General features: G+C 64.6%; 15 protein-coding genes. 3 read left to right on the forward strand and 12 right to left on the reverse strand.

The window, feature by feature from the left end; translation table 11 throughout:
• The first annotated feature begins 63 nt into the window (after positions 1 to 63).
• Both AC07UX_RS02520 and AC07UX_RS02525 read left to right on the forward strand, forming a co-directional pair.
• Positions 64 to 552 (forward strand): RNA polymerase sigma factor, encoded by a 489-nt coding sequence (locus tag AC07UX_RS02520; protein WP_495190441.1) that lies wholly within the window; start codon positions 64 to 66, stop codon positions 550 to 552.
• Positions 549 to 1247 carry an anti-sigma factor family protein gene (locus AC07UX_RS02525; protein ID WP_495190442.1) on the forward strand — a complete coding sequence of 233 codons (699 nt, stop codon included), beginning with the start codon at positions 549 to 551 and terminating at the stop codon, positions 1245 to 1247. The genes AC07UX_RS02520 and AC07UX_RS02525 overlap by 4 nt, the downstream gene beginning before the upstream one ends.
• Positions 1248 to 1368: 121 nt before the next feature.
• On the opposite strand, the gene AC07UX_RS02530 is transcribed toward AC07UX_RS02525, so the two are convergent.
• From AC07UX_RS02530 to AC07UX_RS02575, 10 genes are all read right to left on the reverse strand, one after another.
• Positions 1369 to 1674, reverse strand: coding sequence for a DUF3325 domain-containing protein (locus AC07UX_RS02530; RefSeq protein ID WP_495190443.1), 306 nt, complete (start codon positions 1672 to 1674; stop codon positions 1369 to 1371).
• Positions 1671 to 3254, reverse strand: coding sequence for a PepSY-associated TM helix domain-containing protein (locus AC07UX_RS02535; RefSeq protein WP_495190444.1), 1584 nt, complete (start codon positions 3252 to 3254; stop codon positions 1671 to 1673). Before AC07UX_RS02535 ends, AC07UX_RS02530 begins: the two co-directional genes overlap by 4 nt.
• Complete coding sequence (locus AC07UX_RS02540) at positions 3251 to 3556, reverse strand: hypothetical protein (RefSeq protein WP_495190445.1); 306 nt, start codon at positions 3554 to 3556, stop codon at positions 3251 to 3253. The genes AC07UX_RS02535 and AC07UX_RS02540 overlap by 4 nt, the downstream gene beginning before the upstream one ends.
• Positions 3557 to 3651: 95 nt before the next feature.
• Entirely contained in the window at positions 3652 to 6276 is a 2625-nt protein-coding gene (locus AC07UX_RS02545) for an ATP-binding protein (protein ID WP_495190446.1), read from the reverse strand.
• On the reverse strand, positions 6266 to 7759 hold the full coding sequence (locus AC07UX_RS02550) for an ATPase domain-containing protein (protein WP_495190447.1): 1494 nt from the start codon (positions 7757 to 7759) through the stop codon (positions 6266 to 6268). Before AC07UX_RS02550 ends, AC07UX_RS02545 begins: the two co-directional genes overlap by 11 nt.
• Positions 7760 to 7947: 188 nt before the next feature.
• The gene (locus tag AC07UX_RS02555) at positions 7948 to 8721 is read right to left on the reverse strand and encodes a metallophosphoesterase family protein (protein ID WP_495190448.1); all 774 of its coding nucleotides are present in this window, start codon (positions 8719 to 8721) and stop codon (positions 7948 to 7950) included.
• A gap of 16 nt (positions 8722 to 8737) precedes the next feature.
• Positions 8738 to 9292, reverse strand: a complete 555-nt coding sequence (dcd, locus tag AC07UX_RS02560; protein WP_093019718.1) for a dCTP deaminase — start codon at positions 9290 to 9292, stop codon at positions 8738 to 8740.
• A 6-nt stretch (positions 9293 to 9298) separates the two neighbouring features.
• Positions 9299 to 9757, reverse strand: coding sequence for a cytidine deaminase (locus tag AC07UX_RS02565; RefSeq protein WP_495190449.1), 459 nt, complete (start codon positions 9755 to 9757; stop codon positions 9299 to 9301).
• Entirely contained in the window at positions 9757 to 10440 is a 684-nt protein-coding gene (locus AC07UX_RS02570; RefSeq protein WP_495190450.1) for a GH25 family lysozyme, read from the reverse strand. Before AC07UX_RS02570 ends, AC07UX_RS02565 begins: the two co-directional genes overlap by 1 nt.
• A 13-nt stretch (positions 10441 to 10453) precedes the next feature.
• Entirely contained in the window at positions 10454 to 10936 is a 483-nt protein-coding gene (locus AC07UX_RS02575; RefSeq protein ID WP_495190451.1) for a UPF0262 family protein, read from the reverse strand.
• A 114-nt stretch (positions 10937 to 11050) separates the two neighbouring features.
• Here AC07UX_RS02575 and AC07UX_RS02580 point away from each other — a divergent pair, with 114 nt between their 5' ends.
• Positions 11051 to 12535, forward strand: a complete 1485-nt coding sequence (locus tag AC07UX_RS02580) for a replicative DNA helicase (protein WP_495190452.1) — start codon at positions 11051 to 11053, stop codon at positions 12533 to 12535.
• Between the two features lie 87 nt (positions 12536 to 12622).
• Here the strand turns inward: AC07UX_RS02580 and AC07UX_RS02585 are convergent, their stop codons facing one another.
• Together AC07UX_RS02585 and AC07UX_RS02590 are read right to left on the reverse strand one after the other, a co-directional pair.
• The gene (locus AC07UX_RS02585; protein ID WP_495190453.1) at positions 12623 to 14431 is read right to left on the reverse strand and encodes a DUF885 domain-containing protein; all 1809 of its coding nucleotides are present in this window, start codon (positions 14429 to 14431) and stop codon (positions 12623 to 12625) included.
• Positions 14432 to 14530: 99 nt separating this feature from the next.
• The gene (locus tag AC07UX_RS02590; RefSeq protein WP_495191764.1) at positions 14531 to 15787 is read right to left on the reverse strand and encodes a chloride channel protein; all 1257 of its coding nucleotides are present in this window, start codon (positions 15785 to 15787) and stop codon (positions 14531 to 14533) included.
• Between the last annotated feature and the right edge of the window lie 79 nt (positions 15788 to 15866).

Here is a 15866-nt window from a genome sequence, read left to right on the forward strand (position 1 = left end):
TGTCTTCGGGATGAAACGGATGGGCTGGCACGTTTCATCCTTCGATCATGTGACGGAGTGCCAATGTCATTCGAACGCGACCTGCTGGATATCCTGCCCCGGCTGCGGCGTTTTGCCGCCAGCCTGTCGCGGGATCGCGCCGATGGGGACGATCTGTGTCAGGCGGCGCTGGAGCGCGGCCTGAAAGCGCGCGATCAGTGGCAGCCGGGCACCCGTCTGGACAGTTGGATGTATCGGATCATGCGCAACCTGTGGATCGACGAAGCCCGCGCCCGGCAACGCGCCGCCAAGACGTTCGCACCGGAAGAGGCGGGGTTGAGCGTCGGCCATGCCGGCGACCGGGATGTGGAGGCGCATATGATGCTGTCCGACGTCGACCGGGCGATGCAGGCCTTGCCCGACGAACAGCGCGAGGCGATCGCGCTCGTGCTGGTGGAGGGGCTGTCCTACAAGGAAGCGGCAGCGGTGCTGGGCATTCCGATGGGCACTTTGACGTCTCGCCTCGTCCGCGGACGCGGCGCGTTACTGGAACTGATGGGAGAGGCGGCATGACGGATATCGACGAAGCCATGCTGGTCGCGCTGGTCGACGGCGAACTGGACGAGGTGAACCAGCGTCGCGTCGAGCGCGCCGTGGCGGGCGATCCGGCGCTGGCCGAGCGGCTGGCGCAGCATCGCCGGTTGCGGGATCAGCTGGCGGGCCATTATGCGCCCGTCGCGCAGGAACCGGTGCCCGACCGGCTGCGCAGCATGCTGGAGGGAAGCGATACGGTGGTGCCGATGGCGCGGCCGGTGTCGCCCACGCGCCGTTGGGGTGGCTGGGCGATGGGCGGCGCAATTGCCGCCAGCCTGCTTCTGGGGCTGGGTGTTGGACGCTTTTCCGGGGGAGAGGCTGGGCCGGTCGGCTTGAAGGACGGCGTCATGGTGGCGCAGGGGCCGCTTGCCACGGCGCTCGATAGCCAGCTGGCGTCGGCGCAGGATGACGCGGCGATCCGCATCGGCCTGACTTTCCTGCGCAAGGGCGGCGGTTGGTGCCGCAGCTTCGACGGGGCGATGGCAGGCGTCGCCTGCCGCGAGGGTGAAGGCTGGCAGGTGCAGCAGGCGTTGCCGGGGACGGGGCAGGTGACGGCCTATCGACAGGCGTCCTCCCCCGATGCGCGGGTCATGGCGACGGTCGATGCGCTGATCGCCGGGGCGCCGGTGGATGCCGCTGGTGAGAAGGCGGCTGTGGCGAAGGGGTGGAAATAAGAGATACTATCCGTTCGCTTCGAGCGAAGTCGAGAAGCCGTCAGCGCTGCGTGTGCGTATAGCTATGTTAAATCCGGCTCTGCCTCGCTTTCTCGACTTCGCCTGAAACGAACGGAGAAAATTACTCCTTTCGCGCCGGCTTCCCCTTCACTGGCTGACGGGCGATCGCGCGATTGAGGCGGAACAGGACCAGTCCGGCCCCCAGCGTCAGATGCGCGCACCAGGCGACGGTGCCATAGCCGGTACCCAGGCCGATCATGTCGCCCGCCAGCGCCGCCAGCAAGAGGGCGAAGCCCGCATGGCGCAGCATGCGGCTGGTCCCCGCGTCCAGCTTGCGTCCGACGAAATCGGGCTGGTGCCGCACCATGGCGGCGCACAGGCACGCAAAGCCGGCGATGCAGAGCGCGATGGCGATGATGTGGGTCATGCGGTGGCCAGTTCTTCCGTGATCGCGCGGGCGCGGCGCGGGGGCTTTGCGGCGGTGGCGCGGGCCGCCTTGTGCGCGGCGAAGCCGAAGCCGAGGGCGAGGGTCAGCATGGCGATGTCGAAGGCGACGAACAGCCAGTCGCCGGTCAGCAGGCCGCTGATGCCGTTACGCGGTACCGTCAACGCATTGACGACGGGGACGGCGGCGAACAGGCCGCCGGCCAGCGCCAGGCTTTCCACCCAGGCTCGCTTTTCGGGACGGGCGATCGCCCAGATCAGCGTTGCGCCCCAGGCGATGAAAAGGCTGTGGATTTCCCAGTCGGCGCGTCCCTCCATGCCCGACGGCAGCAGGCGATTGGCCAGAAAATACGTGGCGATCCCCGCCGGCAGGCCCGCGATGGCGGCGACGTTCATCCGGCTGACGAGGCGGAAGCCGACATGCGGGCGCGCAGGATCCGGCAGCTTGGCGCGGCGCTTGACGGTCCACAGGACGAGGCCGCTGCCGACCATGATCGTGCCGCCGATGCCGGACAGGAAATAGAGCCAGCGCAGACCCCAGCCGGCAAAACGCCCGGCATGCAGGCCGATCATCACGCTTTGCGTCGCCATGGCGCCGCCCTGCGGGGCGCTTGCCTCGATCAGGTCGCCGGATGTGCCAGAAAAGACGATGCTTTCGCCGCGCGATCCGATCGCGCCGCTGGACGCGCGGGTCAAGGTGATGGTGCTGTTGCTGTCACCGGGCAGGGCGACGCGCACCGACCCGATCTCTGCCCCGTTCCAGCGCCGGCGCGCGACCTCCATCAACGGCGCGACGGCAACCAGCGGCGCGCCGATGCCGGATCGCTCCACCTCCGCGCGGCCGGGGAAGACCTCCTCAAAAAAGGTGTCGGGCTTGCTGTAATTGGCGGCGATCCCCCAAGGCATGTACATGGTCGCCAGCGTGACCAGCCCGGTATAGGTGATCATCAGGTAGAAGGGCAGGGCGAAGACCGCCGTGACATTATGCGCGTCGAGCCAGCTGCGTTGCCCCTTGCCAAAGCGGAGCATGAAGAAGTCGGCGAAAATCTTCTTGTGGGTGACGATGCCGCTGAAAATCGCGATCAGCATGAACATCGCCGCGACGCCGACCAGATAGCGCGCCCAATAGACCGGGATGTAATGAAGGTCGAAGTGGAAGCGGTAGAGGAAGAAGCCGCCCCGGCTTTCGCGTGCGGCCACCGGCTGGCCCTGGCCGTCCAGCGTGGCGCTGGTATCGCTGCGCCTGCCGCGCCGCTTGCGTGGCGCTTCGCCCTCCACCGCGCGCGGTTGCCAGAAGACATTGGCGGTGGGGCTGCGCGCCGAGGGGGGCGAGATGAACCAGCTTTGCGCGTCCGGCTGGGTGCGATGCAGATAGGCGATGGCGGCCTGCGTCGCGGCTTCGCCATCGGGCGCGGCTGTCACTTCCGGTTTCATCCAGCGCGTGATTTCCTCCTGGAAATAGGCGGCGGTGCCGGTGACGAACATGGCGAAGAGCAGCCAGCCCAGCAGCAGCCCGGTCCAGGTGTGGAGCCAGGCCATGGACTGGCGGAAACCGTCCTTCATGCGCGGCCTCCCAACTGGAGCGAGAGGGCGAGCAGGCTGCCGAGCAATGCGGTGCTGCCGACCATCCAGACCCAGACCTTTGCCGTCGAGCGGGCGTGGAAGATTGCCATCGCGATCAGCGCGAAGAGGAGGAATGAGGAGAGGGTGGCCGCTATGCTGGCCTCCGCGCGGCAGAGTGGCAAATGGCGGGCGAGCAGCGCGGTGGCGATCGCGGTCAGCGCATAGTTCAGCGGACCCGCCGCCAGGACACGGCTGGCGACCGCCAGCCGGTAGCGGGGTGCGGGGGAGGCTCTGGCAACCATGACGATCGATCCACTCTGCGCTATTAATGATAATAGTTCGCAGGAGCGGTTAGGCGAGGGTGCCTCTTATGTCCATATCAAAATGAACGGAGCGATCAGCTGTCGGCGCCCGCCATCATTTCGTCGATCTTCGCCGCCAATGCGTCCAGCGCGAAGGGTTTGGTGATCATGCCCATATTCTTTCCCAGAAAACCGGCCCGAACCGCCGCATTTTCTGCATAGCCAGTGACGAACAGGATCGGCAGGTGCGGGCGATGTTCGCGCGCGACTTCAGCCAATTGACGGCCGTTCATCCCCGGCAAGCCGACATCGGACACCATCAGGTCGATCGGCCGGGCGGATTGCAGGATCGGGATCGCCTCCGCCGCATCGCCGGCCTCCAGCGTGACATAGCGCAGATCCTCCAGCACATCGCGCACGAGCAGGCGGACGGACGGATCATCCTCCACCACCAGCACGGTCTGGCCATGGCCTTCCTGAATCGCCTGCACCGCCTGATCCTGGGTCTCTTTGCCGACTTCTCCGGCAGGGAGGTAGAGTTTGACCGAAGTACCGACGCCGGGCTGGCTGTGGATGCGGACCTGTCCGCCTGATTGCCGCGCAAACCCATAGACCATGGAAAGGCCAAGGCCGGTGCCCTGTCCGATCGGCTTGGTGGTGAAAAAGGGTTCGAACACCTTGTCGATCACACCCGCGTCCATGCCGACCCCGGTGTCGGACACGGCGATCAGCACATAGCGGCCGGCCTCCATATCCGGCTTGGCGGCGACATAGGCGTCGTCCAGGTTGATCGTGGCGACCTCGACCGTCAGTTCGCCGCCGTCTGGCATGGCGTCACGCGCATTGATCGCCAGGTTCAATATGGCGTTTTCCAGCTGGTTGGGATCGACGACGGCGTGAGGGGCGTCCGCGCCCGGCACGATGGTCAGCCGGATATTTTCATGGATGGAGCGCGCGAGCAGATCGTCGAGCGCGGTGACGAGCGCATTGATATCGACCGACCGGGCATCGAGCGACTGGCGGCGGGAAAAGGCCAGCAGCCGGGCGGTGAGCGCTGCGGCGCGCTGCGCCGATGTGGATGCGGCGTCCATGAACCGGTCCAGATCGTCTAGCCTGCCGGACGCGATCCGGCGCTTGACGATGTCGATGCCGCCGATCACGCCGGTCAGCATATTGTTGAAATCATGGGCGATACCGCCGGTCAACTGACCCACCGCCTCCATTTTCTGGCTTTGGCGCAGGGCGGCTTCGGCGCGGGCGCGGCTGACCATTTCAGCCTCCAGCGCGGCGGTGCGCTCGGCGACTTTCTGCTCCAGCGTCTGGTTGGTCCGCTGGGCGGCCTGGACGAGGCGAGCATTTTCGATCGAGATGGCCGCCTGCGCCGACAGGCCAAGCGCCAGTCGTTCGGCGCGCTCGTCAAACTGCCCGGCCTGCGCATGGCCGAAAAAGAGACCGCCAATCACCTCGCCCGACCGGGCGATGACCGGCACAGCGAGATAGGAAACGACCCGAAGATGCCCCTGGGGCATGCCGTGATAGATGTCGTTGCGACCATAACGAGGGTCGCGCGTGATGTCGTCGGAGCGCACCGGCCCCATTCCCGCGAAAGTGGGGGCGAAGACTTCAGTGTTGCGCGGCATGGGGAAGCCGGCGAAATCGTCCATCGATGCGCCCGACAGGCTGTAGAGCAGATAGCTTTCGCCCGCATCGTCGATGCGATTGTAGAAGAAGGCGCCGATTTGCGCACCCGTCAGTTCGCAACCGGCATCCACCACTGTCTGAACCAGCCGGTCGAGGTCCAGTTCGGCCGCAACCTGGCGGCTGGTGTGGTTGAGGATGTCGAGCGCCAGGCTTTCTTCGCGCAGGGCCGCTTCCGACGTGGCCAGCGCTGCGGCTGCACGCTTGGTTTCGGAAATGTCGATGACGGTGCCGATCAGCCGGACCACCCGGCCATCTTCCTTGATCGCACCGCCCTTGGCCGCGATCCAGCGTTCCTGGCCATCGTCCGGCCCGATGGTGCGATATTCGATATCGATCTGGCCGTCGCTGTCGGGATCGAGCGCGTTCGTCACGGCCGCTGCCGCATGGTCCCGATCATCGGGGTGCAGGCCGGTCAGGAAGCGGCCTTCATAACTGATCGCCGTGTCGGCCGGAACGCCGAACATGGCCTTGCACCGGTCGTCCCAGCGCAACTGGTTCGTGACGATGTCGAAATCCCACGTACCGATATTGGCGACGGCGGTGGCCAGGCGCAGCCGATTTTCGCTGGTCGCCAGTTCCTCGATGCGATCGCGCATTTCAAACTGTTTCCGGCGCGCGCGCATGGCCGAAGCGATCGCGCTGACCAGGGATGCCACGCCCAGCGGCCTTTCCAGCACGACCGTATTGGTGACCAGGTCGAGCAGGCGGCCGGGCATCCAGGGACCGGGCGGGGTACGGCTGGTCCGCTGTGCCCGCAGCAGGATGAAGGGGACGTCCGACCAATCGGGCTGCGCGCCGATCGCCGTGCGCAACAGGGCAAGATCGCCGGTCAACGCCTCTTCGGTGACGAGGACGGCGCCGACATTCTCATCCAGCCCAGCGGCAACGGCGCCGATATCGGCGCAAATATGGAGGTCATAACCCTCGCCCGCGACGAGCTTGGCAACGCTGTCGGAATCGCGGCCGAATGGGGCGCAGATGAGAAGGCGGTTGCCTTCCCGACAAGGCTCAGGCGTCACCGGTGCGATCTTCCATCAGGGGCTTGATGTCGCCGAGATATTCGGGCGTACCGGTCAACACGCCGCGAAAAGCGCGCAGCGGCTCCCCGACCCGCACGCCATCCCTGTCGATGCGAAACTCCCGGATGGCGTCTTCATGCACGCCGCCACGATTTTTGAGGACGGATATGGCCTTGCGCACGCGCCCCTCCGCTTCGAAGAAGCGCAGCAATACCACGGTATCGGCCACGTAGGAGATGTTGAGGTTGGTCGACATGCTGCCCACCAGCCCGTGCTGCGGGTTGATGAGGAATGTCACCACGCCCCGCTGGCTGAGATAGGAGAGCAACTCGTGCATCTGGAGCAGCAATTGCTGTTCCTGGGGCATGGCGGCCATATAGCCGTTCAGACTGTCGATCACGATCATGCGGACGCCGCGTTCCTCGACCTCATGCCGGACGCGCGCGGCAAATTCGCCCGGCGAGATTTCGGCCGGGTCGATCTGCTGGATCATCATGCAGCCCGTTTCGACATGGCCCGTAATATCCAGGCCGAAGGCGGTGGACCGGGTCAGCAACGTGCCGACACGCTCGTCAAATTCGAACAGCGTGCATGGCTCGCCGCGTTCGCAGGCCGCATAGAGATATTGCAGGGCGATGGTCGTCTTGCCTGATCCGGCGGGGCCGGTGATGAGCGTGCTGGTGCCGCGCATGGGGCCGCCACCCATCAGGGCGTCGAGTTCGTCGACTTCGCTCTGCACCATGTCGCCGGTGAAATCGCTATGATGGTCGGCGGCGATGAGGCGGGGGAAGATATCGACGCCGCCTTTGCGGATCATCATGTCATGATAGCCGGCCGTGAAATCGACGCCGCGCAGTTTTTGCACCTGCATGCGCCGCCGCGCCGCCCCGAAGTCCAGCGTGAGCCGTTCCAGCGTGACGACGCCATGGCACAGGCTGTGCAGATGGGCGTCGCGCGCGTCGGCCGATCCGGTCATGTCGTCGACCAGGATGACGGTGCTGTCGCGGCCGGAGAAGAATTGCTTCAGGGCCAGAACCTGACGACGATACCGCAACGGATCCTGCGCGAGCAGGCGCATTTCGGACAGGCTGTCGAACACGACGCGGGTCGGGCGTACCCGCTCCACCTCATCCTGGATCAGGCGGATGGTTTCGCCCAGTTCCATTTCCCATGGGTGGATGATGGATTGTTCGCGGCCGGTGCCGAACACGTCGTCGGCCGATTCCAGTTCGAATACGTCGAAGCCATCGAGCGTCCAGTCATGGGACGCTGCAACGGCGCCCAGTTCCTCGCGCGTTTCGGACAGGGTGATGTAGAGAACCCGTTCGCCGTTGCGCACGCCCTCGCGCAGAAATTGCAGCGCCAATGTGGTCTTGCCCGATCCCGGTGCGCCTTCCAGCAGATAGAGCCTACTGGCCGGGATGCCGCCCCCCAGAATCTTGTCCAGGCCCACATTGCCGGTCGAAATGATCTTGAGGTTCATTGGGTATCTCGTCTTTCGTGCATCGGGGGACACGCTAGTCTGTCCGGAGAAAAACAGAAGCAAAAGCAGCGGATGAAGGGCCGGATAACGGGAAGTTGGCGCCTATTTTGACCATAACGCGGCAATGGTTGATTTGGATCAGTCATTGCGACGGTACTGGTGCCGCGCAAACGGCCAGTTGCGCATGTTCAATGCGAATCGCACCGGTCGCCAGTCTGGAGAAACCAGCGGTCGGTGCCTTCCAGCCCTATGGCGGTCAATCGGCCCGACAGGAACGCGCCGGTATCGATGCCGATCCGTCCGACCCGCTCCTCCACATCGGGGCTGATGCTGTGGCCATGGACGATCATATGAGGGTGCGCGCCGCGATGGTCGAGAAATTCGCGCCTGATCCAGCGCAGGTCGGCCGGGCTTTGTTCATCCACCGGCACGCCGGGACGAATGCCGGCATGGGCGAACAGATAATCGCCCATGGCGATGCTGTCGGGCAGGGCATCCAGGAAATCGACATGGGCGCGGGGCACATGGATTTCCATCCATGCGGCGATTTCCGGGTCGGTCATGACCCGGAACAGAGCAGGGTCCAGGCCATAGCTGTCCAGCGTCGCCTCTCCCTCCATCCGGCGAAAGACTGGGATGACGCGCGCATCGCCGCGCGCGGCCAGGATGAAGACTTCCTCATGATTGCCCTTGAGACAGCGGACATCGCCGCCCGACGCCATCAGCGCCATCACGCGCTCCACCACGCCGCGAGAGTTGGGGCCACGGTCGATAAGGTCGCCCAGCAGGATCAGGCTGATCGGCTTGGCCGGCCGGTCGTCATCATCCTGGGCGATCATGGCCAGCAACCGGTCGAGCAGGTCGGCGCAGCCATGTACGTCGCCGATCGCATAGACCCGCCGGTCCGGCCCGATGTCGGGCGGAGGCGGGGCATTGCGCGCTGTCCTGCGCCAGAAGGTCATGGCCGTGATTGTCGCATCACAGGCGGGGGAGAGTCACCCCCTGCTGCCCCATATATTTGCCGGCGCGGTCGGCATAGCTGACCTCGCATGGCTCATTGCCCTGAAGGAACAGGAACTGGCAGGCGCCTTCATTGGCGTAGATCTTGGCGGGCAGCGGGGTGGTGTTGGAAAATTCCAGTGTCACATGCCCTTCCCAGCCCGGCTCCAGCGGCGTCACGTTCACGATGATGCCGCAACGGGCATAGGTGGACTTGCCCAGGCAGATGACCAGCACGTCGCGCGGCACGCGGAAATATTCGACCGTGCGGGCGAGCGCGAAGCTGTTGGGCGGGATGATGCAGCAGTCGGTCTTGCGGTCGACGAAATTTTTGGGATCGAAATCCTTGGGATCGACGATCGTGCTGTCGACATTGGTGAAGATCTTGAACTCGTCCGCCACCCGCGCGTCATAGCCATAGGAGGACAGGCCGTAGCTGATGCAGCCTTCGCGTCGCTGGCTTTCCACGAACGGCTCGATCATGCCGGTCGTCTGCGCCTGTTCGCGAATCCATTTGTCGGAAAGAATGGCCATGTCGTTTCAGCTCTTCGTCGTGGGGCCGATGCCCAGGTCCGCGGGACCGAAGGCATGGGGGAGGAGGTCTGCGACCGTCAGGTCAAGGATGCGGTCGCCGCTGGGCGTGGCGCAATAGATGCCAAGGGTGCGGCCGGCCATCTGCTCGGCTTCGTTCATGATCTGGCGGCAGCGGCCGCAGGGGGTGACGAGCGCTTCCTCTCCCACGTCCATGGCGCCGCCGACGACCGCGATATCCGTTACATCTGCGAAACGACCCTGCGCATTGACCGTGGCCAGTGCGACCGTCTCGGCGCACAGCGACAGGCCGTAGCTGGCATTTTCGAAGTTGCAGCCGGTAACGATGCTGCCATCGGTCAGGCGCACGGCGGCGCCCACGGCAAAGCGGCTATAGGGCGCATGGGCGTTGCCCATCGCTGCGCGTGCTGCCGCGATAAGCTGTCCAACTCGTTGTTCGTATTGCATCAGGGCGTCACCACATTCCATCGGACCGGACCATCGACGCCGTCGATATGCCGCATGTCGTTGGCTGTCCACATCACCCAGGGTTTGGTCGCATAATCGGGGGGGAAGAAATTGCCGTCCAGCCACAAGGTCCGGTTGATGCCCGAGCCGATATCATAAATCTTGTCGAAATCCTCGGTCACGTTGAGCAGCACGGTCTTGCCGGCATGACCCTCCATCAGATTGACCAGCGTGTTGAGTTCCGACAGCAACAGGTCGCGGTTCGGCCGGGCCGTGCAGGCGGGCGTGAAGGCCAGCCGAATAACCGGCGGCAGCGCGGCATTGTCGCGCGGCACGGTGGTCATGAAGCCAGTCGCCTGGTCGCTGGCGAGGCGGCAGGGGGAGAATTCGATCAGCGCACCATAGCGCAGCCCTGCGGCGCGGGCGCCGCGCCAGTTGGCGGCAAAGGCGGGGTCGCGATGATCGGCGGCGTCGCCGGCGCGGATATAGGCGAAGTCCGCCCCCTGCGCCGCCAGCGTGCCCCAGTCGACCGGGCCGTTGTCGGCACTGATGCTGACGCCTTGCACGGGATATTGATCGCGATCGGGCGCCCAGGCGCGCGCATAGAGCCACAGCGCCAGAGCCAGCGCCGCGACCACCGCCAGTCCCGCCCCGATGCGGACCAGCAGGCCACCCAAAGTCACAACCCTGATCGTCTTACCCCTTGATATGCAGTACGCAGATGAGCGTGAAAAGTCGGCGGGCCGTGTCGAAATCGACCTCGATCTTGCCCTCCAACCGTTCCTTCAGCACCTCCGCCGCGTCGTTGTGGATGGCGCGCCGGGCCATGTCCACCGTCTCGATCTGTTGCGGGGAAGCGTTGCTGATCGCCTGATAATAGCTGTCGCAAATGGCGAAATATTCGCGGATCGGCCGGCGGAACCGGCCCAGGCTCAGGATGATCGCTTCAAGCGGCGTGCCATCCTCGCGGTTGATCTCGATGCCCAGCCGTCCATCCTCGACCCGCAGCATCACCTTGTAGGGACCGGCATAGCCGTCCGCATGGACCCGCTGCGGCGCGAAATGATTATCCTCCAGCAGGTCGAAGATCGCGATGCGCCGTTCCTGCTCCACGTCGGCGTTGCGCCACAGGATCGTGCGCTGGTCCAGCTGGATGTCTATGATGCGCGGATCGGCCATGATGCAGGATTTAGTCAGTGCGGTGACGCGCGCCGAAAAGCAAGCGGGACTTATCCACAGATGGTTTCCGTTTCAGCCCTTGCGCGCCGCGTGTCGGGAGAGGAAAGAGGGGCCATGGTCGAATTGCTGAAAATCAACCCCGCTGACAGCAGCGGAACCGAACTGCCGCGCAATGTCGAGGCGGAGGCCGCGCTGCTGGGCGCGATCATGATCGACAATCGCATTGCCGAGGATGTGCAGCTGAAGCTGAAGGCCGAACATTATTTCGAGCCGCTGCACGGGCGTATCTACGATGCGATCATGCGCCTGCTGGACAAGGACATGGTCGCCAATCCGGTCACGCTCAAACCCATGCTGGAGCAGGATCCGGCGTTGAAGGAACTGGGCGGCGCGGCCTATCTGGCGCAATTGACCGGCAATGGCGCGGCGCTGATCGGCGCGCGCGATTTCGCGACGCAGATCTATGATCTCGCCCTGCTGCGCCAGCTTGTCAGCGTCGGGCGCGAACTGGTTGAAAATGCGATGGATACCAGCGAGGATGTCAATCCCCGCGAGCAGATCGAAGCAGCCGAAGTCGCCCTTTACAAAGTGTCCGAAGGTGAGGGAGAGTCCGGCTCGGTCAAGAGCTTCCTGACCGCGTCGACCGCCGCCGTGCAGGTGGCGGAACGCGCGCTCAACAGCGGCGGCCATGTGTCGGGTATCACGACCGGCATCAACAGCCTGAACGCCAAGATCGGCGGTCTGCATAATTCGGACTTGATGATCCTGGCCGGCCGTCCTGGCATGGGCAAGACGTCGCTGGCGACCAACATCGCCTATAATGCGGCGTCACGCTGGCTGCGCGACAATGCGGATGGCATCCCGGCGGAAAAGAATATGGGGGCCAAGACGGCCTTCTTCTCGCTCGAAATGTCGGCCGACCAGCTGGCGACCCGCGTTCTGGCCGAACAGTCCGGCATTTCAGGCGAAGCGTTGCGCATGGGCAAGATCAGCCGGGCTGACTTCCAAAATCTGTCGCGCGCTGCCCGCGACTTGCAGGAATTGCCGCTGTTCATCGACGATACGCCCGGCCTGACGATCGCGGCGCTGCGTACCCGCGCACGCCGGTTGAAGCGGCGGCATGATATCGGCTTCATCGTCGTCGACTATCTCCAGCTGCTTCAGGGCACGGGACGCGGCAATGAAAACCGCGTGAACGAGATTTCCGAAATTTCGCGCGGTTTGAAGACGTTGGCGAAGGAGCTTCATGTGCCCGTGCTGGCGCTGTCGCAGCTCAGCCGTGCGGTCGAGCAGCGCGAGGACAAGCGGCCGCAACTGTCCGATCTTCGCGAATCCGGATCGATCGAGCAGGATGCGGACATGGTGTGGTTCGTGTTCCGCGAGGATTATTATGAAGCCGCCAAGGAGCCCAAGCCCGACGACGAGGCTGCCTATGCCGCGTGGAAGGAAAATATGGAGCGTATCTACGGCCTGGCCGAGGTGATCGTCGCCAAGCAGCGCCACGGCTCCACCGGCCGCATCCGCATGAAGTTCGACGCCAAGATCACGCGCTTCTCCGACGTTGCAGATGACAGCTATCAGGATCTGGATTACGAATAACCAGCCTTCGTTCGTTTCGAGCGTGTCGAGAAAGGCAAAGCATTGCGCTAGTCACTTCTCGACGTCGCTCGAAGCGAACGGATATGGTTAGGCTTTCACCGCCTTCGCCCGCGCGGCGACCCGTTTTTCCAGCATCGACAGCGGCATCGCGCCTTCCTCCAGGATGGCGTGGAACTGCTTGATATCGAAGCGCTTGCCCAGCGATGCCTGCGCGTCCTGGCGGGCCTTGCTCCACACGCCATGGCCGACCTTGTAGCTGGTCGCCTGCCCCGGCTGGGTGCAATAGCGTTCGACTTCGCGCTGGCAGCGGGGGCGGGCGAAACCGGTCTTTTCGACCATATAGTCGGTCGCCTGCTTAACATCCCACTTCTTGGCATGGATGCCGGTATCGACCACCAGCCGCGCCGCGCGGAACAGGAAGGACTGGAGATAGCCGGCCCGGTCGATCGGCGTCGCATAACCGCCCAGCTCGTCCGCCAGCTGCTCGGCATAGAGCGCCCAGCCTTCGGTATAGGCGCTCATGAAGGCGGTCTTGCGCAGCATCGGCACGTCGCCTGCATTTTGCGCGGTCGAAATCTGGAGATGATGGCCCGGCACGCCTTCATGATAGGTGAGCGAGGGCAGGCCATATTTCGGCCAGTCGCCCACATCCTTCAGGTTGATGAAATAGATGGCCGGGCGCGATCCATCCAGTGCCGCGCGGTTGTAATAGCCGTTGGACGCGCCATCCTGAATTTCGACCGGCACTGCGCGGATTTCCAGCGCTGTGTCAGGAATGGTCGCGAAGGCGTTGGGAAGTTTGGCCTTCATCGAATCGACGTCGCGATTGAGCTGGGCGAGCAGGGCGGCGCGGCCCTCCGCGCTGTCAGGATACAATTGTGCCGGATCGACATTGAGCGCGGCGAGGCGCTCGCCGATCGACCCGCTGGTGCGGCCGGCGCCCTTCAGGATCACGTCCAGCTGGGCGGAAAGGTCGGCCACCTGTTCCAGCCCCATGGCGTGGATCTGGTCGGCCGACAGATCGGTCGTGGTCGCGCTCTTGAGCGCAGCGGCATAGATTTCGTCACCGCGCGGGGTGCGCCAGACGCCGTCGCCCGCCGCGGTCTTGCCGCGTAGCGATTCGATCGCTGCGATCTGTTCGTCCAGCGCCGGATAGATGGATTTTTCCAAGACGGCCGCCGCCTGTGTCTGCCAGTCGCCTGCCAGCCCCTTGGCCGCAGCGCGCCTGACCAGCGACTGGACCATCGAACTGTCGGCGGCACTCTTTGCACGCAGCTTCTTCATCTGGCCCAGCGTCAGGTCGAGCGACCAGCCCGGCGCCAGATAGCCGCGCGCCGCCTCATCCCGCTGGAGCGCGGTGTCGGTGCGCAGGTTGCGGGCGAAGGCCTCCAGCCGTGCGACATAGGCATCGCAATCGGCCGTCGCATTGATGGTATGGGCCGTGTTGAGGAAGTCGGGGGTGGAGAAATAGCTGCCGCCTTGCTGAAAGATGCGATAGGGGCGTACCGCGCTGTTGAGGCCGAATTTGGCCGGGGCGACGGTCTGCTGGCCCAAGGCGTAGAGGATGACGTCCAGGTTCAGCCGCTGCGCGTCGGACAGGTCGGCGGTCCTGTACCCTTCCAGTTCCTTGATCGCGGCCTGCGTGGCGGCCAGGCGCTTCATCATCGCCGATTTGCTATTGTCGTCCAGCTGGCTCTTCGCGCCGGCGCGGGCCCCCTTGTCGAGGCCGAGGCTGGTGACGAACGCGGGCGAAAGGTCCAGTTGACGATCGAAGATCGCAGCGAAGCTGGCGGAAAGGCGAGCGTCGTCCGCGCCGACCGTCTGCGCGAGGATGCGCGGCGAAGTGGCTGCGAGCGCGGCGGCGCCACTGGTGGCGAGGAATTGGCGGCGGTCCATCGACGACTCCCTTATGTCTTTGACAATAGGGCGAGTATATTGCGCGACCGGGACGATCCGTCCAGTCGATTGCAATATTGTTACGCGCGCGAGACAGATTCAGTGCTTCGGCAGATCGAACCGCTTGGCCAGGCCATGATAGAGCCGCTCCTTGCTGACCAGTTGTGCGGAGAAGTCGGCAACGAGCGCGGCAGCGAGCAGGGGCATCATCAGGCCCCGGCTGGCGGTGGTTTCGGAAATGATGATGACGGCGGTCAGGGGGGCGCGCACGACACCGGTGAAATAGGCGACCATCCCCAGCAGAACGACCGCGCCCTGCGGATAGGTGGGAAAGAGGCTGCGCAGCATGTCGCCGATCCCGGCACCGACCGACAGGGACGGCGCAAATATGCCGCCGGGCAGGCCGGACACCGCCGTCGCCAGCGTGGAAATAAATTTGGCGGCGCCGAACCATAGCGGAACGTCATCGCCGCTGATGACATTATGGGCAGTTTCATAGCCGGTGCCCCAGGTGAGGCCGGTCGTTACCCCCATGATGGCGACGACGATGCCGCAGGCCAGCGCCATGATGACCGGCCGCGCCCGCAGCCATGCAATTGGCGAAAAGTCTGTCGTGCCGGACGCCAGCATCAGTCGGGAAAACAGGCCGCCGGCGATGCCGCCCAGAAAGCCGGCGACCGGCGCGGCGATCAGCGCGTCATGGACGCTGAGCGTCTGGCGCATGACGCCGAAATAGACATAATCTCCCGCCAGCCCCAGACTGACCATGCCGGCGATCAGGACGGCCGCCATGACCAGCAAGGTCATGCGCTGTTCATAAGCGGCGGCCAGTTCCTCGATGGCGAAGGCGACGCCGGCCAGTGGCGTGTTGAACGCTCCTGCCACGCCCGCTGCACCACCGGCGATGAAGACGGAGGCGCGCAGGGGGATCCGCATGATCCGGTGGGCATAGCCCATGATGCTGGCGGCGATCTGAACCGTGGGGCCTTCGCGGCCGACCGATGCGCCGAACAGCAATGTGCCGATGGTCAGCCAGAATTTGACGAAGGCGGTGCGTGCGGACACCAGCGCCTTCATGCCCTCATCCGGATTGCGGGCGGCGGCGATGACCTGGGGTATGCCCGACCCCTTGGCGGCCGGCGCCAGTTTGATCGTGATCCATGCGAAGCTGGCAAAGCCCAGAGGCGTCACGACGAGCGGCAACCACCAGCACCAGGCCAGCATGCGGCGAAACAGCGCGCCGGCATGGTCGGCCAGTTCAGCAAAAAGCAGGGCTGTCAGGCCGACCAGCACGGCGCCGGCCAATATGGCGATGCGGCGGCGCCAGATCAGTGCTTCGGGGCCATGGCGGCGCATCAGGATACGCAGCCGTCGCCGATACAGGCGCAACTGTGCGATCACCGAAAATCTGCCATGTTGCTTATCTGCCCGCGCT

It is taken from the genome of Sphingobium sp. GW821-FHT02B05, assembly GCF_059421905.1.

What these genes read in the sequence shown, in the direction of transcription:
- AC07UX_RS02520 (WP_495190441.1), top strand. Translation starts at nt 64, where the DNA reads ATGTCATTCGAACGCGACCTGCTGGATATCCTGCCCCGGCTGCGGCGT.
- AC07UX_RS02525 (WP_495190442.1), top strand. Translation starts at nt 549, where the DNA reads ATGACGGATATCGACGAAGCCATGCTGGTCGCGCTGGTCGACGGCGAA.
- AC07UX_RS02530 (WP_495190443.1), bottom strand. Translation starts at nt 1,674, where the DNA reads ATGACCCACATCATCGCCATCGCGCTCTGCATCGCCGGCTTTGCGTGC.
- AC07UX_RS02535 (WP_495190444.1), bottom strand. Translation starts at nt 3,254, where the DNA reads ATGAAGGACGGTTTCCGCCAGTCCATGGCCTGGCTCCACACCTGGACC.
- AC07UX_RS02540 (WP_495190445.1), bottom strand. Translation starts at nt 3,556, where the DNA reads ATGGTTGCCAGAGCCTCCCCCGCACCCCGCTACCGGCTGGCGGTCGCC.
- AC07UX_RS02550 (WP_495190447.1), bottom strand. Translation starts at nt 7,759, where the DNA reads ATGAACCTCAAGATCATTTCGACCGGCAATGTGGGCCTGGACAAGATT.
- AC07UX_RS02555 (WP_495190448.1), bottom strand. Translation starts at nt 8,721, where the DNA reads ATGACCTTCTGGCGCAGGACAGCGCGCAATGCCCCGCCTCCGCCCGAC.
- dcd (WP_093019718.1), bottom strand. Translation starts at nt 9,292, where the DNA reads ATGGCCATTCTTTCCGACAAATGGATTCGCGAACAGGCGCAGACGACC.
- AC07UX_RS02565 (WP_495190449.1), bottom strand. Translation starts at nt 9,757, where the DNA reads ATGCAATACGAACAACGAGTTGGACAGCTTATCGCGGCAGCACGCGCA.
- AC07UX_RS02575 (WP_495190451.1), bottom strand. Translation starts at nt 10,936, where the DNA reads ATGGCCGATCCGCGCATCATAGACATCCAGCTGGACCAGCGCACGATC.
- AC07UX_RS02580 (WP_495190452.1), top strand. Translation starts at nt 11,051, where the DNA reads ATGGTCGAATTGCTGAAAATCAACCCCGCTGACAGCAGCGGAACCGAA.
- AC07UX_RS02585 (WP_495190453.1), bottom strand. Translation starts at nt 14,431, where the DNA reads ATGGACCGCCGCCAATTCCTCGCCACCAGTGGCGCCGCCGCGCTCGCA.
- AC07UX_RS02590 (WP_495191764.1), bottom strand. Translation starts at nt 15,787, where the DNA reads ATGCGCCGCCATGGCCCCGAAGCACTGATCTGGCGCCGCCGCATCGCC.